This window comes from Halarcobacter sp., from assembly GCF_963676935.1.
Taxonomy (GTDB): Bacteria; Campylobacterota; Campylobacteria; order Campylobacterales; family Arcobacteraceae; genus Halarcobacter.
This window is the reverse complement of sequence record NZ_OY781470.1, coordinates 1,358,864-1,380,324: the sequence shown is the minus strand read 5'-3', so window position 1 is coordinate 1,380,324 and position 21,461 is coordinate 1,358,864. Positions and strand designations below refer to the sequence as shown.

Genomic DNA, 21,461 nt, shown 5'->3' with positions numbered 1-21,461 from the left:
ATTACTTGACCTAGGTCTATTTTTTTATAATTTTTTTAATCTATAATTTTTAAATTAAATAAAAAAAGGATTGAAAATGAAAAAAGTAATTGTATTAACTACAATATTAGCATCAACAATATTTGCTAATCCATATACTAAGTGCGTAGCATGTCATGGAGCAAATGGTGAGAAAAGTGCATTAGGAAAATCAAAAATTATTAAAGATATGACAAAAGCAGAAATAATCGAATCTTTAAATGGTTATAAAAATGGCACTTATGGTGGAGCCTTAAAAGGTATGATGAAAGGGCAAGTAAATAATTTAAGTGATGATGATATTAATGCTATTGCAAATCAAATTGGTAAATAATAATTTATTATTTTCTTTTGATTATTGAAAATTTTTATTTTTTTATATCTTTATTGAGAATTAAATAAAAATATTAGTGAACTTATATTAAAATAATTTCAACTAAAAAAGAAAAAAAGGAAATCTATGAAAAAATTAGTAATGGCTGTGACTGTTGTAGCATGTTCAATTTCATTTTCAAGTGCAACTGAACTTTATACAAAATGTGTACAATGTCATGGAGCAAATGGGGAAAAAGTGGCATTAGGTAAATCTAAAATTATAAAAGATATGTCAAAAGCTGATTTTGTAGCAGCAATGAAAGGTTATCAAGATGGATCTTATGGTGGACCTATGAAAGCTATTATGAAACCACAAGCAGCAGGATTATCTGACGCAGATATTCAGGCTATTGCTGATTTTATAATAAAATAATAGAGTAGGAACTCCCTACTCTATACTTATTCAAACTCTATTCTATCTCTACCATTAGCTTTTGCTTTATAAACATTATTATCAGCTTTTTTTATCATTTCATCTTTTGATTTGCAATTTCTATAAAATGAGATTCCCATACTAACAGTAATAGAAATATCCCTTCTAGGATGATAGATTCTTTGAGATTTAATATCTGCTCTTAATTCATTTAGTTTAATAATTAAGTTCTCTTTATCTATAAAACATAATATAATAAACTCTTCCCCACCATATCTATAAACTTGGCCATTTAAACCTATTGCATGTTTCTTTAGTTTTTCACCAAGTAAAGATAAAACCCTATCGCCTGCATCATGTCCAAAGTTATCATTTATCCCTTTAAATCTATCTGCATCAATAAATATTGCACAAAGGTCTCTACTATTATTTTGATTAATGTAAATATTTAAGTCTGCTTCCATTTTTCTTCTATTGTAAACATCAGTTAAATGATCTCTATGCATTTTATCTTCTAGTAAAGCTTTCTCTCTCATTAACTGTTCTATTAAATTATCTTTATAATCTTCTTGTATATCTGTATTTTTTTGTTCTAAAATTTTTCCAAAATGAAATTCAAAAATATCATTTTTAAAAGAATAATCTATTTTTTTGCATTCAATAATTAATTGGGGTTTATCTTCACCTAAACCATTTGTAATAGTCACTTTATCTAATTGTTTTATAGTATATTTAATTCTATCTTCTTGAATAATTGGTTGGAGTAATTCTTTTTTCCAGTATAATGAAGTTTCTTTTTCTAATATAGTAGCTTTTTTATATAGTATATCTTTAAAAAGTTCTTTGTTTACTGAAATTTTGTACATATGAAATAATATCAATAAATTACTATAAGCAATATAAATATCAATAAATTTTATTTTTATTTATAAGAATTACTTATTAAAATACTTATCTACTTTTAATATTTATTAATGTATTATTCAACAAAATTTCTTAAATTTTAAAGGACAATTATGCAATTAAGAGAAAAATTTGATCCTATGTGTTTTTTATCATCACTAGGAGCTGGTGGACTTTCTGTCTCATTTTTTATGTATCTTATGTTTTTGGTTCCACACAAAGATACACCTATGCCAACATTTAACCATATATATCCTGAACTTATAAAAGGAACTTGGTTATCTTTTGTTATAGTATTTGCTTTAGTTTTTATTATACTTTTTGCTTTTTTTCATTTTAAATTATTAATTTGGAATATAAAACAATTTAATATGTATAAAAAAACTGATTCATATAAGAATTTATTAAATTCTAATGCAGAAATTACACTTATGACTATACCTTTAACATTTGCAATGACTATTAATGTTTGTTTTGTTTTAGGAGCAGTTTTTGTACCAAATCTTTGGTCAATTGTTGAGTATATGTTTCCTTTTGCACTTTTAGGTTTTATGGTTGCTGGTTTTTATGCACTTAAAATCTCATTTGAATACTTTTCGAGATTATTAACAACAGGTGACTTTGATTTTACAAAAAACAATAATTTATCTCAAATGATTTCAATATTTTCTTTATCTATGATTGCTGTTGGTTTTGCAGCCCCTGGAGCTATGAGTCATAATTTAACAGTTAATGCAATTGGTATTTTCGGTGCCCTATTCTTTGCTTCTTTTGCAATTTTACTTGTAATTATAAAAATTACAATGGGATTTAAAAATATGTTTGAACAAGGGATATCTTTAGAAGCATCACCATCATTATGGATTCTTTTACCAATTTTAACACTTTTAGGAATTATGATGATTAGAGTATCTTTTGGTTTAGACCATAATTTTAATTCTCCAATAGATAAATCTTCTTTATTTACTTTAACTACTTCGATTCTTTCATTAGAGATTATATTTGGGATATTAGGTTATAAAGTTATGAAAGCGAATGGTTATTTTGATAAATACATCTATTCTAAAGATGATAAATCTTCAATATCTTTTGCTTTAATTTGCCCAGGAGTTGCATTTTTTGTTTTTGGAATGTTTTTTCTAAATTTTGGACTAGCATTTAATGGTGTAGTTGACAAGTATTCAATAATATTTTTAATACTTATGTTGCCATTTATATTTGTTCAATTTAAAACAGCAAAAGTGTTTTTCGTATTAAAGTCTAAATTTAAATTTTAAATAAATAGAACCTTTTGGTTCTATTTATCCAGGATAATTACTTTCTAATTTTTCATATAAATCTTTAAAACTTACATCTTCCATTTTTTCTAATATAGAAACCATAACTACATTATCTTCGTCACCATTCCAGATTTTAGTATAAGTTCCCTCTTTATATCCATGGTCTTGTCTAAATTTATTTAAACAGTTTTTACCAATATATAGTTTCTGAAGCCAATTAAATGATAAACCAGAGATTTTACAACATCTAAAGAATTGATCAATAAATCTTTCAACTCCACTAAAAGTAGGCATATTTCCAGTCTCAATAGCTAATGAAATATAAGATAATTTTTCTGCTTCTTTAACCATAGATTTAACATCAATCTCTTCTAAAGCTTCATAAATACAATGTGTATTTACTAAAGATACAGCTTTTGGTACATTTGTTTCTTGTAAAATATAAGACATCAAAAAATGCCAAATATCTACTAATTCTACATGAATATTGTTCATATCAGGTTCAGCATTAATGTTTTTCCAATGTTTCCAAGGTGTAGATTCAATTAATTCTGCAACCTCCATATGGATACATCTAAGCCAATTAATCTCTTTACCAAATTTATTAACACCTAATTCCCAGTTTTTACCGTTTGTTGAATCATTTAACTCTTTTTGTAGTAGAAACATCTCTTCTAATTTATGAGGAAATGATGAGGCCTCTTCTAAAAGCTCTGCTAAAGGTAAACACTCCTCAACTAAATTATCTAAAGTTTTATTATTAGGCAGGTTTTTATCCCCTTTTAATAAATGAATAATCAATGAAACTGTATAAGGAATATCATCTTTCTCTTCCCATTCTAATATATCTGATGGAGTAACTCCAATATAATGTACAAAATCCTCTATTGACGGGAACCCTAGCGCTTTTATACTATCTTTTAACTCTTTATATAACAAATTTCTACTCCTAAATTAAGTAAATAAGGTGAATATTTTACTGTAAAATCACTTTATTTATGATATTGGTAACTTAATTATAAATTTAGCTCCTAAATCAGTGTTTTCTACACTTAATGAACCTAAACTCTGTTTTTCAATAATTGTTTTACACATATACAAACCTAAACCGGTACCATTTCTATTATCTTTTGTAGAAAAATATGGTTCAAAAACTTTATTAATTATCTTATTTGGAATACCACCAGCATTATCTTCTATAGATATATTTAAAAATGAATTATCTTTATAAGCTTCAATTATTATTTGACTATTTTTAATTGATTTTTCAACTAATATATCTCTTGCATTTTTAATTATATTAATAAACACTTGTATTATTTCATTTACATATATCTCTAAACTGATGTTATCTTTTATTATAGTTTCTATTTTTATGCCATCATTTTTTAACATAAATCCTAAAAAATCCATCGTTTTTTCTATTAAATCTTTAATAAAAATTTTCTCTTTTGGTTTATCAGGCAGAAAATAGTCTCTAAAATCATCAATTGTTTTACTCATATATTCTAGTTGAGATGTGACATTTTCAACTACTTGAGAAAGAAGTTCATCACTAATATTTCCATCTTGCATTTTTGTTAAAGGTAATTTCTGAATTAAAATAGAAACTGCTTGTAAAGGTTGTCTCCATTGATGTGCAATCATAGAGATCATCTCCCCTATAGCAGCAGATTTTGATTGTTCAATTAGTATGGATTGTTGTTCTTCTAACTCTTTTTTAGTTGTAATATCTTGACGTATAGAATCTATATATAATACATTTCCTTTTTCATCATATACAGGAGTAAAAGTAGCATCAACCCAATATGTAGCATCAAATTTATCTTTATTTTTCATCTCTCCATGCCAAGTTTTCCCATTTTGCATAGATTTTTCTATATCTTTCAAAGTATCTTCATCTAAATCTGGATGTTTGATTTCCCTAAAAGATTTTCCAATAATCTCTTCTTTTGTATATCCTGAAATATCACAAAATGCACTTGATACATCAATTACTTTACCTTCAAGATCATATTTAGTCATAATGATAAACTTATCTATAATATCATCTTTTCTAATAAGTTTATTTTCAATCTTTTTATTAACTTGAGTATACTTATTTAATATATTAGAAAAACTTTTTTCATAAACATAATTAATCTCTTTAACAATCTGAAGTTCAAATAAATCTTCCTCATAGAAATACTCTATAAAAGTTTCTTTTAATCCATTACAGATATTAAATAGTTCTACTAATAAAATATCATGTTCTTTTAAATACTTTACAAAATCATCAACTCTTTCAATATTTTCTAAAATTAGCTTCTCATCAAAATTAGTAAAATGATTAACAATACTTAAAGCATATTTTTTTACAAATAAATCAAAATTAACATTATGTTTTTTCAAAATTTTAAAAATATCAGGTTTTGTCAACCACATCTTTAATAATTTAATTTTTTGATTTTTTTGATTTAATGAATTAAAATAGTTATTAAGTTTTACTATTTTCATTAATTACTATTCTTTAATTGAAAAAATGAACAATCACTTCCACTACTGTTTTTAACTACAACTGAAGGAATAAGTTGAGATTTAAAACCGTATGCTTTACAACCATGTGGTTTAGTTGGTTGCCATGTTACAAAATAATATATACATTTTTGACAAACTATTCTTTTTTCCATTAAATATCCACTTTACTTTGAATTGCTTTTGCTAAAGATAAGATATCAACATTTTCTAAACTAACTCCTGTAGGAACACCTTGTGCGATTTTTGTAAATGTTATATCTTTATCTTTTAATTTATCTTCTATATATAAAATAAATGCATCATTGGATAAAGATGGAGTGATAGCAAAAAGTACATCTTTTGTTTGATTTTCACTAATAAAACTAAGTAGTCTATCTAAAGAATCTGGGTCTAATTCTTCAATTACAAAATATAACCCATCAAATTGTTTTGATTCTTCTATTATAAATATGTCTTTGGCACTTTGTACGATACAAACTTTTTCTCTTTGTCTTGTTTCATCTAAACAAACTTCACATATTTCATGTTCACTCATTGAACCACATTTTATACATCTTTGAATACTATTTAATGCATTTTCAATACTATGAGCTATTTTTATACCACAATAATTGTCATTCATAATTATATGATATGCAAGTCTTAATGCCGATTTTTTACCTATTGTTGGGAGGCTTTCAAAAGCATCAACCAAATCATAAAACTTTTCTAAACCTTTTTTCATAAAATTATTATATCAAATCTTAATGGGATTTTAGATAAAATCGCCCAAAATATTGATTTAGGAGTTAGTAATTGACTGAATTAGACTATTATGAATTATTAGAGGTTACTAAAGATAGTGATAAGAGTACTATTAAAAAAGCTTACAGAAAAATGGCAATGAAATATCATCCAGATAAAAACCCTGATGATACAGATGCTGAAGAGAAATTTAAAGCTGTAAATGAAGCTTATCAAGTATTAAGTGATGATGAAAAAAGAGCTATCTATGACAGATATGGTAAAGCTGGATTAGAAGGTCATGGACAAGGTGGAGGTTTCTCTGGTGGTTTTGATGACATTAGTTCTATATTTGAAGAGATGTTTGGAGGCGGAGGCTTCGGTGGTTTTGGAGGCTCAAGCAGAAGAGAGAGAAAAACATACAATTATAATCTGGATATTGCTGTTGAAGTTAGTGTAGAATTTAATGAAGCTGTTTTTGGAACAAAAAAAGAGATTAAATATACATATAAAGATGCTTGTCCTGACTGTAAAGGAACAGGAGCAAAAGATGGTAAGTTAAGTACTTGTCCACATTGTCAAGGACAAGGTCAAATCCATATGAGACAAGGGTTTATGACTTTTGCTCAAACATGTCCACACTGTCAAGGTACAGGTCAAGCTGCTACAGATAAATGTGGTACTTGTAATGGACTTGGTTATAAAGAAAAAGAAGATAAATTTGATGTTTCAATTCCAGAAGGTGTAAATGATGGAAATAGAATCAGAGTTTCAAATAGAGGGAATATTGCTCCAAATGGTCAAAGAGGAGACTTATATTTACAAATAAATGTAAAAGAGGATTCTCATTTTATCAGACATGGTGATGATATCTATTTAGAAGTTCCTATCTTCTTTACACAAGTTGCCCTTGGTGCAAAAATTAAAATTCCTGGTTTAAGGGGAGAATTACAATTAAAAATCCCTGCAGGAACAAAAGATAAAGAGCAATTTAAATTTGAAGGTGAAGGTGTAAAATCAGTTCAAGGTTATGGAAAAGGTGACTTAATTGTACAAATTAAAATTACTTATCCTAAAACATTAAATAACGAACAAAAAGAGCTTTTAGAAAAACTGCAAGAGAGTTTTGGTCTTGAAAGTAAACCTCACGAATCTAACTTTGAAAATATGTTTGACAAAGTAAAAGGTTGGTTTAAATAAACTTCGTAAAGACTTCTATTTAAGTGAAGTCTTTACTCTTTTTAAAATTAAATTTTATCCCTTATTATTTTTTTTAATTACTTTATTAAATTCATTATTGTATAAATATAATAAAAAAGGCTTATTTTGCTATACAATTCTCAACGAATGGTAATGTATCCCCATTTAAATGCTGCAGGGATACTTTTTGGTGGCCAAGCAATATCTTGGATTGATGAAGAAGTTATTATTTTTGCTGCACAACTTTTAGATACCCAAAGACTTGCAACAGTAAAAATGAGTGAAGTATACTTTAAAAGTCCTGCTAATATTGGTGATATTGTTGTTATTGGAACTGAACTAATTAAAACTGGGCAAACATCTATAACAGTTAGATGTGAAATTAAAAATAAAACAACAAATAAAATAATTGTCTCAGTGGATGAGATTGTAGTTGTGGCTTTAGATTTCAATAAACGTCCAACGAAACATATTTTGGCAGATAGAGATAAGATATTTCCTAAATCTAAAGAGAAATAATCTCTCTTTAGATTAAGAACCAAAACATTTATTTAAATGTTTATTATTCATAGGTTTAGTTATAAATGATACAATTATTGCTGTTATAATTGATAAAGGTAATGCAATAATTAAAGCATCAACAAAAATGATTTTCCCACTCAAAATAGAATCCACACCAAATAAAGCTTTAGCAAGACCTAATTCTTTTGCTTCTTTAAAATGAACAAACAAAAGCCAAAAAGATGAACTTACAAATCCAACTAACATTGATGATATTGCCGCTATTTTAGTCATTCTTTTCCAAAATAAAGCAGCAATAAATGATGGCAAAAAAATAGATGCACATAATGCAAAAAATATTGCTGTACTTCTTGCAATAATTGCAGGTTGCTTATCGAAAAAATATGCTAAACAAACAGATATTAAAATAACTATAACGATACCTACTCTTGTAACAAATACTGAATTTCCTTTTGAACTAATCTGTTCTATTAAATCTCTTCCTACAGCAGTACCCATTGTATGAAATTGAGAAGATAGAGTAGACATTGCTGCACTAATTAAAGCGAATAAAAAAATAAAACTAAACCATTTTGGCATTGCAGTATTTATAAAATGTGGTATAACTTTTCCAATACTACCTGCACTTTGTAAAGCATTTTTACCTCCATTAAATTCAAAATACCAAGCATTTGTTAAACTACCAACTACAAATATAATTCCAGTCATACATACAATAAACAATCCACCTATTAGAACTGCTCTATTTAATTCTTTTTTAGATTTAACAGTCATAAATCTAACTATCAATTGAGGCTGGGCTAATACACCTATACCTACACCTAAAGTTATTGTAGTTATTACAAATAGCCACCCCTCACTTAAAAAAGTGGGCATCTGATTCCAACCCTTAAAGCCCCAAAGTGTTGATAACTTCATCATAAAATCTGGACTCCCAGGTATTAATTCATTTAAAGGTTTTGAATTTAATGGATTTATAGTAAGATCCCAAACATTATTTAGTTTTGTAAATGCAGTTTGAACTCCACCTAGTGAATCAAAAGTAAAATATAATAAGATAATCATTGCTATAAACATGATAGAACCTTGTAAAGCATCAGTTAACATAACCCCTTTTAATCCACCAGCAATTACATATGCTGTTATAATTACAGAAAAAACAAGTAAAGCTGAATGATAATCTACATTAAAATATAAAGTAAGAAAATGTGTACCACCTATAAGGACTGCTGTTGCATATAATGGCATAAAAAGTAAAATAATTACTCCTCCAAAGATTTGTATAAACTTAGAATCGTATCTTTTGGCTAAAAATTCTGGAAATGTATGTGCATTTAATCTATATCCCATTTGTCTAGTAGGATTACCTAAAAAAACAAAAGCAACAAAAATACCAATTATAATATTAAAAAAAGTAAGCCAAAGTAAAGAATTACCAAGCCAAGCAGCAACACCACCAAAACCAACAATAGCAGCAGTTGATATAAATGTTGCGCCATAAGATAAAGCCATTATAAAAGGATGAGTATCTCTTCCTGCAACTAAATAATCACTTGTAGTTTTTGTTTTTTTATATCCAAGAAAACCTAAATAACCAACAGTTGCTAAGTAAATAATTATAATAATATTTTCAAAAATCCCCATTATAATCCTTCATCAATTTTATCTTCAACTTTTGCCCAAGTTTTTTGTTTCCTATCTAAACTTGAAACCCCATCATTATTCCAATTTTTTGTTCCATACCATACACACAAAATAGTTGAAAGTATAGTTAGCCAAAAAGCTAAATTTACACCAAAATCTGCTCCATTCATATTATTCTCCCTAGTTATTTTAAATAAAACTTAAAAAAATTTTATATTATTTATAATTACATTTATATAAAGAAAATTAAATTATTGGTTGTAGTAGAGAATATTAGTTAAAAAATATACAATAATTAAATTATTTAATTTATAATATTTAAATAATTAAAAATATCTACATATAAAAATAACTTTTTATATTTTTTAGTTAAATTAAGTATATTTTTTAACAAATTTCAAAATTTGTATACAATCAAAAATTAAATAAACTTTAAAACTTAATTTTTTTCTATAATAATTATATTTTGATAATTAAATTTTTAAAATATTTATAAATATTAATTAAAATATTTACTTTTTTATTCTAATTATTTTAATTTATTTTAATATTTGTGAAAAATAATTATTTAAAGCTTAATAAATAGAACTATATGTATAATATTTGAAATTTTTAATATATGGGAAGAATATGAAACAAACATTAATGGGTAATGATGCAATAGCATTGGGTATGATTCATTCTAATATTGATATGGTTTCAGGATACCCTGGAACACCATCAAGTGAAATATTGACTAATGTTCAAAAGTTAAAAGCTCAATATGATTTAGATTTGTATGCACAATGGGCAACAAATGAAAAAGTTGGGTTTGAAGTTGCATATGCAGGAGCTATGACAGGTAGAAGAGCTGCTGCTACTATGAAGCAAGTTGGATTGAATGTTGCAGGTGATGCACTTATGAGTGCAGCATATATAGGTAACTTGGGAGCATTTATTTTAATTGTTGCTGATGATCCTGGCTTTCACTCTTCGCAAACAGAGCAAGACAGTAGAGTTTTTGCTAAATTTGCAAAAATACCTGTTTTAGATCCAGCAACACCACAAGATGCTTATGATTTTGTAAGTTTAGCTGCAGAAATATCTGAAAAATTTCAAACACCAACAATGCTAAGACCAGTTATGAGAGTATGTCATGCAAGACAGATTGTTGAAGTTGATGATAAAATCAATTTTACTCCTCAAAAAGGTTCATTTAAAAGAGATATTTCCAGATGGGCTGCAGTACCGCGTGCAGGTAGGCTTAGACAGGGATATGAAATGATTGATAGAATTAATGCTATCAAAGAATACAATTGGGAAAAACTTATAAAGCCTGAGTTTGAAAAGTGTAAAGGTGGAAAGTTATTAATTTTAAGTTCAGGTACTGGTTATGGCTTTGCAAAAGAAGCCTTAGATGATTTATCTATTGAAGCAGATATAATAAAATTTAAAATGCCTTATCCCCTTCCAGAAAATAAAATTAAAGAGCAATTTAAAAATTACGAGCATATACTAGTAGTTGAAGAACCAATGGCCTGTATCGAAGAGCAAATTATGGCACCAAATGTTCATGGAAGATTAGACTTAACAATGAATATTATCGATGAGTTACAAAAGGTATATATACAAGATGCTCTTAGTAAACTTGGAATATATAAAGGTGAAAACTTATACCCTTCTATTCCTTATAAAGAAGAGATACCTTCAAGACCTCCAAATTTATGTCCAGGATGTCCACATAGAGATGTATACTATTCTATTATGAAAGTTTTTAAAAAGAAAAAATCTATTTATCCATCAGATATTGGATGTTATACTTTAGGTATAAATCAAGGTGCAATTGATACTGTTTTATGTATGGGTGCATCTGTATCTATGGCTAGTGGTTTTTCAATTGCAGATCCAGATAAATATATTGTTGCAACAATTGGAGATAGTACATTTTTCCATGGAGGTATTCCACCTTTAATCAATGCTGTGTATCAAAAACATAAATTTCTATTAGTTATTCTAGATAATTCTGTTGTTGCAATGACAGGGAGACAAAAACCACCGCAAAGACAAAATGGAGAAGTTGATATAGTAAAAGTTGCAGAAGGTTGTGGTGCAGAAACATACGAATATGAATATTCAAATGATATAAATCAAACAATGAATTTCTTTAAACAAATAAAAGAAAAATATGATAATGCTACTGGTCCAATTGTTGCTGTAGTTAGAGAGTTTTGTGTATTAGATAAAGAGATTGTAAATCTACACTTGCCTCAAGAGTTTTCTAAGGTTAATCCGGAAGAATGTATTGCTTGTGACCAATGTACTACTGTTTATAAATGCCCTCCTATGTCATATAATGATGATGGAAAAATTGAAATTGATCCTTTCTTATGTATTGGTTGTGGTTCATGTCTAAATGTTGTTTGTCCAACAGAAGCATTTGTTTTAGATGAAGAAAGGAGTTTGAAAAAATGAAATATCAAATAGTAATAGCTGGATTTGGTGGTCAAGGTTCTGTTTTTTTAGTAAAAATATTAGCACTTTGTGCAGGAAATAAAAATGTTGCATGTCTTGGTACAGAAAACCATGGGATGTCTCAAAGAGGTGGTGCAGTATCTTGTACAATCAAATTAGGAAATTATACTAATCCTATAATTGATTCGGCACAAGCAGATCTATTAATCGGATTAGAAAAAAATGAAGCTTTAAGAAATATAAACTTTTTAAAAAGTGGTGGTTCTTTAGCTGTAAATGCAGAAGATAGTTTTCCTAATAATGATTTAGATGCAAAAACTTTTCAAATAGATGCTTTTGAAAAAGCAAAAAATAAAGAGTTTCCTATACAAGGCTTAAACGTTTATATGTTGGGTGTAGTTTTAGCTAAATGTGAAGATTTCCCATTTTCTTTAGATGATGTGAAAGAGGCTTTAATACAATTTAATCCAAAAGTTGCACAACAAAATATTGAAGTATTAGAAAAAGCAATTAATGATATAAAGGGTAAATAATGATTTGGAATAACATTGAATGTGCTTCAAAAGAGGAATTAACCAAATTACAATCTGATAGATTAAAAGAAACAGTCGAAAGAGTATATAATTTAACTCCATTCTATAAAGAGAAATTTAATGAATTAAATATAACTCCATCAGATATTAAAAATATAAATGATATAAAAAAACTGCCTTTTACAAAAAAACAAGATTTACGAGATCATTACCCTTTTGGCTTATTTACTGTACCTATGAGTCAAATTGTAAGAGTTCATTCTTCATCAGGAACTACTGGTAAACCTACAGTTGTCGGTTATACAAAAAAAGATATGGATGTCTGGGATGAAGTTATGGCTAGAGTTTTTACTATGGCTGGTGCAAATCAAGATGACATTGTACATAATGCATATGGCTATGGACTATTTACTGGTGGTTTAGGACTTCATAATGGTGCTGAAAAAATTGGAGCTACTATTATTCCTAGTTCTGGTGGATTTACAGATAGACAAGTTATGCTTATGAAAGATTTTGGGGCAACAATTCTTGCTTCTACTCCTTCTTTTGCTTTACATATTGCAGAAATAGCTTCAAAATCTGGTGCATGTTTTAAAAATGATTTTAAATTAAAAGCAGGAATATTTGGAGCAGAACCAACTTCAAAAGGATTAAAAGAAGAGGTTTCAAAAGTTTGGGGTATAGATTATCATGAAGTTTATGGTTTATCTGAAATAATAGGACCTGGAGTGAGCTGTTCTTGCAAAAAATCTGAATACCTACATGTATTTGAGGATCATTTTTATCCAGAAATTATAGATCCAAAAACAGGAGAACAACTTCCAGATGGTCAAAGAGGTGAACTTGTAATAACTTCATTAACAAAACAAGCCCTACCAATAATTAGATATAGAACTGGGGATATAACATCTTTGATAAGAACACCATGTGAATGTGGAAGAACTATTGTTAGAATGGAGAGTGTTGTTGGTAGAGTTGATGATATGATTATAATAAATGGTGTTAATGTTTACCCATCACAAGTAGAACATGTAATATCCCAAACAGATGGTCTAAGTTTAAATTACCAAATTATTATAGAAAAAAAAGGTCATTTAGATAAATTAGATATATTAATTGAGATAAGTGATGAAATAATGATGGATTCTATTGGAGAGATGGAAAAGATAAAGAAAGATATTCAACATAATTTATTAACTAATCTTTATATAAAAACAGATGTTAAACTTGTGGAACCAAGAAGTATAGAAAGAAGTGTAGGCAAAGCAATAAGAATAGTAGATAAAAGGAAATAGTATGAAAAATGCGATAAAACAATTGTCAATTTTTTTGGAAAATAAAAAAGGTGAATTGACTGATATAACAAATATATTATCTACAAATAAAATATCTATTAAAGCTTTAAATTTAGTGGATGGTAGTGAGTTTGGGATATTAAGACTATTAGTAGATGATTTAGAAAGTGCAAAAAGGATTATGGATGATAATGGCTTTTCATCAACCACAACAGAAGTTTTTGCTGTTTTAATTGATGATCATATTGGTTCATTTAATGAAGTATTAACAGTATTAACAGAAAATAATATAAATGTTGATTACACCTATACTATTAATTCATCAAATAGTGGAGCATTTATTTTTAAAGTTTCAGTTGATGATTTTGAAAAAGCAACTAAAGTTTTAGCAAAATCAAAAGTTAAATTGTTAAAGAATGTATAAAAAGAGATTTTCTCTTTTTATCATTATTAAAAAAAATCAATAATGTAAAGATTTATTAACAACTATTAGAATATAATTTATCACTATTTTAAAGAGGATATCCAATGTTAACTCCAAAAGAGATAAGTCAACTTTTTGAAGTACAAGTTAATACACTTTATAATTGGAGAAAAAGTAAACCAAAACTTTACTCCTATCTTCAAAATGCAGATTATAACTCAAAAATAAATAATGAAATCAATGCTTTGTTAAAATATTTTTCAAACACTATACAAAAATATTTTACATTAAAAGAGATTGATTTTCTTATTATTAATGATTTTGAACTAAATTCTATTGAAGAGGTTAACGAGTTTCAAGATTATTTTATAAAAGCAAATTATAAAATACTTCCTACAAAACACAAGTTTGTATTAAATATTTATAACAAAATAAAAGAGTTAAATATTGTAGAAAAATATCTTCTATATAAAAAAGTATTTAAAATAAGAAAATTTGGAGACAAAGACAGAGCAGTCTATTTCAAAGAGTTTTTAAAAGAGGAGAAAGATTAATGTCTAACTATTTGGATAACCATCCTGATGAAAATGGATATTTTGGTAAATTTGGAGGTTCTTTTATACCACCAATTCTTGAAGAACCTTTTGCCAAAATAAATGAAGAATATAAAAAATTAAAAAATGACCCAAAGTTTATTGAAGAGTTAAAATATGTAAGAAAACACTACCAAGGTAGACCAACACCAATATCTTTTGCAAAGAACTTAACACAGCATTGTGGTGGAGCAAAAATCTATCTAAAAAGAGAAGACTTAAATCATTCAGGTGCACATAAATTAAACCACTGTATGGCTGAAGTTATTTTAGCAAAACATATGGGCTTTAAAAAAGTTATTGCAGAAACAGGAGCTGGTCAACATGGAGTTGCCTTAGCTACAGCTGCAGCATATTTTGGATTAGAATGTGAAATACATATGGGTGAAGTTGATATAAAAAAAGAGCATCCAAATGTAGTAAGAATGAAAATTTTAGGAGCAAAAGTAGTACCTGCTACCCATGGTCTTAAAACATTAAAAGAGGCAGTTGATTCAGCTTTTGAATCATATATATCTCAAGCTGACACAGCAATATATTGTATTGGTTCTGTTGTAGGTCCTCATCCTTTCCCTATGATGGTTAGGGATTTTCAAAGTGTAGTTGGTTTTGAATCAAAAGAGCAGTTTTTAGAGCATGAAGAAAAATTACCTGATAATATTGTAGCTTGTGTAGGTGGTGGTTCAAATGCTATGGGAATATTTTCAGCTTTTATTGATGAAAAAGATATAAATCTTTATGGTGTTGAACCTATGGGAATAGGAGAGAAAATTGGTGAACACTCTGCAACACTTAGTTATGGAGAAGAGGGAGTAATGCATGGTTTCAATTCTATAATGTTAAAAGATGAAAAAGGGGAACCTGCTCCTGTATATTCTATTGGTTCAGGAATAGATTATCCATCAGTTGGTCCAGAACATGCATATCTAAAAGAGATAGGAAGAACAAAAGTTGGCTTATGTGATGATAAAGAAGCTGTTGATGCTTTTTATAAACTATCTCAACTTGAAGGTATTATTCCTGCACTAGAATCTGCACATGCAGTAGCATTTGCAATGAAACTTGCAAAAACTTTACCAAAAGAAAAAACAATTTTAGTTAATTTAAGTGGTAGAGGAGATAAAGATATTGATTTTGTGGTAGAGAACTACCCTATTCCAAACGCAAAATTTTAATATATTACAAAGGGAGTTTACCCTTTGTAAATTTTCTTATACACCAGCAGCTAAAAGTTTATCTCTAAACTCATTTCTAACTGTTACAAACCAAGTTGGTTCTTCTGGATACCACCATAAATTTTTAATTGCATCACCAGGATATGCCTCTTCAAAATTTGTTTTAGCTTGAGCAGATAAATATTTTGATGCACCCGCTGCACAAGAGTTATATCCTGAAGCATTTGCATGCATTGCTCCAGATTTTCCACCATTATAATACCAATTTATCCACGCATATGCTGCAGATACATTTTTTGCACCTTTTGGAATAGCCATACCATCCATCCATGTAATAGCACCCTCTTTTGGAGCCATAAACTTGATTTTACCATTAGTTTCACTCATCATTCTCATAGCTGGACCATCCCAAGTTTGTCCTATTACACAACCATTTTGCATAAAAGCATTTGTTGTTTCTTGGGCATTTGACCAAAATTGTCTAATATTATTTTTATGTTCAATCACATAATCAGTAATTTTAGAATAAATATCTCTCATAGTTTGTTCATCTTTGTAGGTATCAAACATTCTATTTGATTTAACTTTTCCTATTCTATCAAGATATAAACCAACACCTATTAAAGATGAATGAGCTCTAACTGTAACTTTTGAATCTAAATTATCTTTCCATAAATCTCCATATGAAACCTCATTTGCTTTTGCATCAATTTTTTCTGTATTAACAGTAATTGCTTCAGTTCCCCAGTTAAATGGAACTATATATCTTTTTCCTCTAAACTCTCCACCAAAAGATGCAGATGAATCCCACATTGATTTCTCACAACCAGCAACATCTAATTTTGTTAAATCTAATGGTTGTAAAAGTCTATGTTTATACCATTGTTGACCATAAGTTACAGATGGCATAACAATATCAAAACCTTTTCCTTTTGAAGCTCTTAATTTATTTAATACTTCATCATTTGAACCATAAGTAGTTAAATTAACTTTAATCCCTGTTTCTTTTTCAAATGCTTTAATCATATCTTCTGAGATATAATCAGACCATGCATATAAGTTTAACTCCATTGATGATGCCATAGTATTTGAAACAATAGCTGGTGCGACTAATGCAGCACCACCTAAACCTAAACCTTTTTTAAGAAAATTTCTTCTATTCATAAACACACCCTTTAATATTTGATAATGTGAATTTTAAATCTGCGTGATTACTAAATGGTTACATCTATTGTAACTGTACTGTAATATACTCTACGTAAGGTTTCATAATAAAAAAATCTTAAAGGTATAAAATGGGTGTAAAAATTGAAGATATTACAATGGAATTTGAAAAACTTCATGCACTTAAAAATGTAAATTTGGATATAGAAAAAGGGCAATTCTTTTCTATACTTGGACCATCTGGTTGTGGTAAGACAACATTACTTAAAATAGTTTCAGGGTTTTTAGAACCAACAAAAGGAAAAGTTTATATAGCAGATAAAAACATGAAAAATGTTACTGCTAATAAAAGACCAACTTCACTTGTATTTCAAAATTTAGCTTTGTTTCCAAATATAACTGTTAAAGAGAATATTGCTTTTGGATTAAGAGTAAAAAATATAGATAATAAATTGATTGATAAAAAAGTAAATGAGCTTTTAAAAATGGTTTCACTTGAAGAGTATGAAAACAGTTCAATTGATGATTTATCAGGTGGGCAAAAACAAAGAGTAGCAATAGCAAGAGCTTTAGCTGTTGAACCAAAGGTTTTACTTCTAGATGAGCCTTTGTCAGCTTTAGATTTAAAACTTAGACAATATATGAGAAAAGAACTTAGAGCTTTACAAAAATTAACTGGTATCACATTTATATATATTACACATGATCAAGGTGAAGCCTTATCTATGTCTGATAAAGTAGCTGTTATGTCAAAAGGTAGAGTTGAACAAGTTTCTACGCCTCAAGAGTTATATAACAACCCTAAAACAACTTTTGTAGCAAGTTTTGTTGGTGAAAACAATGAATTTGATGGGAAAATCATCCGTAATTTAGATAAAAATGTTTTAATCAAAACAATTTATGGAAACTTTAATATCCTAAATGAAAAGAATTTAAAAGTTGGTGATAAAGTAAAATTATTTATTAGACCAGAAAGATTTTCTTTAAAACAAAAAATAAATTCAATATCTTTAGAGATTAATACTTCATCCTTTGAAGGTTCTCTATTAAATATTTATTTAAAAAGAGATGAAAATGATTTAATAAAAAAAGATGTAGTTCTACACAAAAAAAACAATAATCAATTACAATCTAAAATTACTAAAGAAAAAATGACAATATTTTTTGATGAAAATGATGTTGTTCTACTAAAGGCTGAATAATGTCAAACCTAATAAATAGATATGGTAAATTTTTAAGTACTTATATCTTATTTTCTGTAACATTATGGCTTAGTATATTTATAATCTTTCCACAAGCTTTAATGGTTGAGTATTCATTTTGGAAATATGATGAAACTGCTCAACAAAAACTGTGGGAAAAAACAGATAAATTGGATGCAAAAAGATATGAATTAGAAAAAAAACTGGAAGAAAATCCACAAGATAAAAAAATTGAACAGCAGATAAACAAATTAAGTAGACAAATTGAAAAAAATGATTTATTATCTCAAGAACCACCTAAAATATACACTGATGAAAACTATGAATATCTATTAACAAATACACTACATAGATCTATATTTTTTAAAACAATTTGGTCTTCTATTCTTGTTACTGTACTTGCTTTTATAGTATGTTATCCTATAGCATACTATTTAGCTCATGTAGCAAGTAAAAAGGGTAAAATATTTATTTTTCTGGGATTGATTATCCCTTATTGGGTAGATGAACTCTTAAGAACATTTGCTTGGTTTATGATTTTATCTTTTAATGGAATAATCAATAATATCCTTATCTCCTTTGGACTTATTGAAACCCCTATTGATTTTTTTCAAAATAATTCTGCAGCATTAATTGGTATGGTTTATGCTTATATTCTTTTTATGCTTTTTCCTATTTACAATACCCTTGAAACATTAGATAAAAATCAAATATTAGCAGCAAGAGATTTAGGTGCATCTTGGTTTACAATCCATAAAAAGATAATTATCCCTTATGCAAAGCCAGGTATTGCTGTGGGATCGATATTTGTGTTTATGTTAACAGCTGGAACCTATGCTGTTCCATCAATATTAGGTGGAACAAAAGGTTTATGGTTTACTCAAATCATCTATAGCTGGTTCTTTGATGGGGGTAATTGGAATCAAGGTTCAGCATATGGAATTGCTTTATTAGTACTATGTATATTGTTTATAGTTTTAATGCTTAAACTATTTAAAGTTAAACTAGAGGATATGTCAAAATGAGAAATTTTGATTCAAAAAAAATTATTGATATAGCAATAAAGTTTTATTTTTTTAGCTTTTTTCTATATCTGTTCCTACCTTTATTAGTTGTTTCTTTTGCAGCTTTTAATGAGAGTTCAATTCCAACTGTTTACCCATGGAAAGGTTTTTCACTACATTGGATAAATGAATTTTTCCACGACTATAAACTTTTTCAAGCTATAATAAACTCATTAATTATAGGTATTGGAGTTGTAATTTTATCTATTCCAATAGGATTAGCAGGTGCACTGTTTTTACTAAATGTAAATAAAAAGACTAGAGATGTTTTTTATGCAATATTAGTATCTCCAATACTAACGCCAGGTGTAATTATAGGTATTGCAACACTAGTGATGTGGAATAATCTTTTTGAAGTTTCAGGAGGTATTATATTAACTATTGTTGGACAAACAACATTTATCTCCTCTATGGCAATGTTACTATTTATGTCAAGACTTCAAAAGTTTGATAAGAATTTAGAGCTTGCAGCCTTAGATTTAGGAGCTAAACCCACACAATTATTTTTTAAAATAACAGTTCCCTTTTTAAAACCTGCCATTTTTTCTGCAACAGCATTAGCTTTTTTACAATCAATTCAAAACTATAATACAACGCTGTTTTTAATAGGTACTCAAAGTACAATCACTATTCATATTGGAAGTATGGTAAAACTTGGACTAACACCAGTACTAAATGTACTTGCTTTAATAATAATATTAATGACTATAGTTTTATCAACACTTTATGTGTTAAAAAAAAGAAAGGAAAATAAATGAAGTTATTCCCACGTGTAATACCTTTAGATAAAATAATATCATTTACATTAAATCTAAAAAACCCAAATAATATAAAAAATATAGAATCAATCAATATATTTTCAAAAAATGATTATTTTCATAATGAAAAAATAAAATTTGAAGTTAAAAAACAAGATATAGTTTTTGAATATAAAATGGAAACTTATGGAGAATATATTTTAAAAGTAAACTTTAACTATAAAGAATCTAAAACAATAAATATATTTGCTGTAGAGAAAGATATTTTAGCTTTATCTGCTTTAAAAGGTGACTTACATATGCACACTACATACTCAGATGGAAAAAGAACACCTATTGCTATGGTTCTTGAATCTTTAGAGTTTGGTATGGATTTTATTTCAATAACAGACCATGATAATTATACAGGAAGCCAAGAGGCTATAAAAAAGAAAAATGAAAATAAAATTGATATAACTATTCTTCCAGGGGAAGAGGTAAGTATAGGTAAAGGAGATACTAACTTATCAAAAGGTAATGGACATATGTTGAGTATCAATGCAAATTGTTCTATTGATAAATTAAGAGATGATGAAGAGATTTATAAGTGTGAATTAGAAGAGATTGTAAATAAGATAAAAGGTAAAATACCTAAAGATATTGAACCTTATCATTATGCTAGAAATTTGTGGACAATAAAAAAGATACAAGAGAATAATGGTCTTGCAATACTGTGTCATCCCCATTGGATCTATTATGATGATAAATACCATTTACATCAACCAATATATAAAGAATTACTAAAAAACTCAAAAGTTGATGCAGTAGAAGTATTTGGAGATATAGATCAAATTGAAGAGTGCAATAATTTATCTTACCTTAATTACTATCAATATAAACAAAAACATATTGCTGCCATTGGAAATAGTGATGCACATGATATAAAAGTTGGAATTGGAGATAGATTTTCTATAGTTTTTTCAAAAACAAAAAATGAAGCACATATAACAGAAGCAATAAAACAGTTATTATCTGTTGCAATATTAAAAAGATCAAAAGATGAATACCAAGCAATTGGAGATGAAAAACTTGTATCATATACTTTATTTTTATTAAAAGAGTTTTATCCTACCCATGATAAATTTAAATCAAAAGAGGCTAGACTTATAGTTGATGGTTTAATAAATAAAGAAGATTTTAGTCATAAAATTGATATTGTAAAATCAAAACTATTGAGATTCAAAAAAAACTTCTTTTATAAAGGTTAA

At 27.6% G+C, this 21,461-nt stretch carries 23 protein-coding genes; 15 read left to right on the top strand and 8 right to left on the bottom strand.

Annotated elements, in window-relative coordinates; all coding sequences use genetic code 11:
- Positions 1–76 precede the first annotated feature (76 nt).
- Together ACKU4C_RS06675 and ACKU4C_RS06670 are read left to right on the top strand one after the other, a co-directional pair.
- Entirely contained in the window at positions 77–352 is a 276-nt protein-coding gene (locus ACKU4C_RS06675) for a c-type cytochrome (RefSeq protein ID WP_321315530.1), read from the top strand.
- A 126-nt stretch (positions 353–478) separates the two neighbouring features.
- Entirely contained in the window at positions 479–766 is a 288-nt protein-coding gene (locus tag ACKU4C_RS06670) for a c-type cytochrome (RefSeq protein ID WP_321315528.1), read from the top strand.
- A gap of 26 nt (positions 767–792) precedes the next feature.
- On the opposite strand, the gene ACKU4C_RS06665 is transcribed toward ACKU4C_RS06670, so the two are convergent.
- Positions 793–1,632 (bottom strand): GGDEF domain-containing protein, encoded by an 840-nt coding sequence (locus ACKU4C_RS06665; RefSeq protein ID WP_321315527.1) that lies wholly within the window; start codon positions 1,630–1,632, stop codon positions 793–795.
- A gap of 150 nt (positions 1,633–1,782) precedes the next feature.
- Between ACKU4C_RS06665 and ACKU4C_RS06660 the strand changes: the two genes are divergently transcribed.
- Positions 1,783–2,946 (top strand): TsoY family (seleno)protein, encoded by a 1,164-nt coding sequence (locus tag ACKU4C_RS06660; RefSeq protein ID WP_321315525.1) that lies wholly within the window; start codon positions 1,783–1,785, stop codon positions 2,944–2,946.
- A gap of 24 nt (positions 2,947–2,970) precedes the next feature.
- Here the strand turns inward: ACKU4C_RS06660 and ACKU4C_RS06655 are convergent, their stop codons facing one another.
- Genes ACKU4C_RS06655 through recR form a run of 4 tightly spaced genes read right to left on the bottom strand, consistent with a single transcriptional unit; the run spans position 2,971 to position 6,190 of the window.
- Positions 2,971–3,888 carry a dUTP diphosphatase gene (locus ACKU4C_RS06655; RefSeq protein ID WP_321315523.1) on the bottom strand — a complete coding sequence of 306 codons (918 nt, stop codon included), beginning with the start codon at positions 3,886–3,888 and terminating at the stop codon, positions 2,971–2,973.
- Between the two features lie 57 nt (positions 3,889–3,945).
- Positions 3,946–5,445: a PAS domain-containing sensor histidine kinase gene (locus ACKU4C_RS06650; RefSeq protein ID WP_321315522.1), complete on the bottom strand. Its 1,500-nt coding sequence runs from the start codon at positions 5,443–5,445 to the stop codon at positions 3,946–3,948.
- Positions 5,445–5,618, bottom strand: coding sequence for a uracil-DNA glycosylase (locus ACKU4C_RS06645; RefSeq protein WP_321315520.1), 174 nt, complete (start codon positions 5,616–5,618; stop codon positions 5,445–5,447). Before ACKU4C_RS06645 ends, ACKU4C_RS06650 begins: the two co-directional genes overlap by 1 nt.
- A complete protein-coding gene (gene recR / locus ACKU4C_RS06640; protein WP_321315518.1) occupies positions 5,618–6,190 on the bottom strand; it encodes a recombination mediator RecR in 573 nt (190 codons plus the stop codon). The genes ACKU4C_RS06645 and recR overlap by 1 nt, the downstream gene beginning before the upstream one ends.
- Positions 6,191–6,261: 71 nt before the next feature.
- Between recR and dnaJ the strand changes: the two genes are divergently transcribed.
- Both dnaJ and ACKU4C_RS06630 read left to right on the top strand, forming a co-directional pair.
- On the top strand, positions 6,262–7,389 hold the full coding sequence (gene dnaJ, locus ACKU4C_RS06635) for a molecular chaperone DnaJ (protein ID WP_321315516.1): 1,128 nt from the start codon (positions 6,262–6,264) through the stop codon (positions 7,387–7,389).
- A gap of 126 nt (positions 7,390–7,515) precedes the next feature.
- On the top strand, positions 7,516–7,908 hold the full coding sequence (locus ACKU4C_RS06630; RefSeq protein WP_321315515.1) for a hotdog domain-containing protein: 393 nt from the start codon (positions 7,516–7,518) through the stop codon (positions 7,906–7,908).
- A 12-nt stretch (positions 7,909–7,920) separates the two neighbouring features.
- Here the strand turns inward: ACKU4C_RS06630 and ACKU4C_RS06625 are convergent, their stop codons facing one another.
- The gene (locus ACKU4C_RS06625; protein WP_321315512.1) at positions 7,921–9,555 is read right to left on the bottom strand and encodes a sodium:solute symporter family protein; all 1,635 of its coding nucleotides are present in this window, start codon (positions 9,553–9,555) and stop codon (positions 7,921–7,923) included.
- Positions 9,555–9,725, bottom strand: coding sequence for a symporter small accessory protein (locus ACKU4C_RS06620; RefSeq protein ID WP_321315511.1), 171 nt, complete (start codon positions 9,723–9,725; stop codon positions 9,555–9,557). Before ACKU4C_RS06620 ends, ACKU4C_RS06625 begins: the two co-directional genes overlap by 1 nt.
- 460 nt (positions 9,726–10,185) lie before the next feature.
- Between ACKU4C_RS06620 and ACKU4C_RS06615 the strand changes: the two genes are divergently transcribed.
- The 6 genes from ACKU4C_RS06615 to trpB all read left to right on the top strand — a co-directional run bounded on the left by ACKU4C_RS06615 (position 10,186) and on the right by trpB (position 16,026).
- Positions 10,186–12,006, top strand: coding sequence for a thiamine pyrophosphate-dependent enzyme (locus tag ACKU4C_RS06615; RefSeq protein WP_321315509.1), 1,821 nt, complete (start codon positions 10,186–10,188; stop codon positions 12,004–12,006).
- A complete protein-coding gene (locus ACKU4C_RS06610) occupies positions 12,003–12,539 on the top strand; it encodes a 2-oxoacid:acceptor oxidoreductase family protein (RefSeq protein WP_321315507.1) in 537 nt (178 codons plus the stop codon). Before ACKU4C_RS06615 ends, ACKU4C_RS06610 begins: the two co-directional genes overlap by 4 nt.
- Positions 12,539–13,834 (top strand): phenylacetate--CoA ligase, encoded by a 1,296-nt coding sequence (locus ACKU4C_RS06605; RefSeq protein ID WP_321315505.1) that lies wholly within the window; start codon positions 12,539–12,541, stop codon positions 13,832–13,834. Before ACKU4C_RS06610 ends, ACKU4C_RS06605 begins: the two co-directional genes overlap by 1 nt.
- Before the next feature lies 1 nt (position 13,835).
- Positions 13,836–14,258, top strand: coding sequence for an amino acid-binding protein (locus ACKU4C_RS06600; protein WP_321315503.1), 423 nt, complete (start codon positions 13,836–13,838; stop codon positions 14,256–14,258).
- Between the two features lie 104 nt (positions 14,259–14,362).
- A complete protein-coding gene (locus ACKU4C_RS06595; protein WP_321315502.1) occupies positions 14,363–14,812 on the top strand; it encodes a hypothetical protein in 450 nt (149 codons plus the stop codon).
- Positions 14,812–16,026, top strand: coding sequence for a tryptophan synthase subunit beta (trpB, locus tag ACKU4C_RS06590; protein WP_321315500.1), 1,215 nt, complete (start codon positions 14,812–14,814; stop codon positions 16,024–16,026). Before ACKU4C_RS06595 ends, trpB begins: the two co-directional genes overlap by 1 nt.
- Positions 16,027–16,062: 36 nt before the next feature.
- Here trpB and ACKU4C_RS06585 read toward each other — a convergent pair whose 3' ends face one another.
- Positions 16,063–17,190, bottom strand: a complete 1,128-nt coding sequence (locus ACKU4C_RS06585; protein WP_321315496.1) for a substrate-binding domain-containing protein — start codon at positions 17,188–17,190, stop codon at positions 16,063–16,065.
- Positions 17,191–17,321: 131 nt separating this feature from the next.
- Between ACKU4C_RS06585 and ACKU4C_RS06580 the strand changes: the two genes are divergently transcribed.
- Genes ACKU4C_RS06580 through ACKU4C_RS06565 form a run of 4 tightly spaced genes read left to right on the top strand, consistent with a single transcriptional unit; the run spans position 17,322 to position 21,461 of the window.
- Entirely contained in the window at positions 17,322–18,392 is a 1,071-nt protein-coding gene (locus ACKU4C_RS06580) for an ABC transporter ATP-binding protein (protein WP_321315494.1), read from the top strand.
- Complete coding sequence (locus ACKU4C_RS06575; RefSeq protein ID WP_321315493.1) at positions 18,392–19,417, top strand: ABC transporter permease; 1,026 nt, start codon at positions 18,392–18,394, stop codon at positions 19,415–19,417. Before ACKU4C_RS06580 ends, ACKU4C_RS06575 begins: the two co-directional genes overlap by 1 nt.
- Positions 19,414–20,214, top strand: a complete 801-nt coding sequence (locus ACKU4C_RS06570) for an ABC transporter permease (protein WP_321315492.1) — start codon at positions 19,414–19,416, stop codon at positions 20,212–20,214. The genes ACKU4C_RS06575 and ACKU4C_RS06570 overlap by 4 nt, the downstream gene beginning before the upstream one ends.
- Positions 20,211–21,461: a PHP domain-containing protein gene (locus ACKU4C_RS06565; RefSeq protein WP_321315490.1), complete on the top strand. Its 1,251-nt coding sequence runs from the start codon at positions 20,211–20,213 to the stop codon at positions 21,459–21,461. The genes ACKU4C_RS06570 and ACKU4C_RS06565 overlap by 4 nt, the downstream gene beginning before the upstream one ends.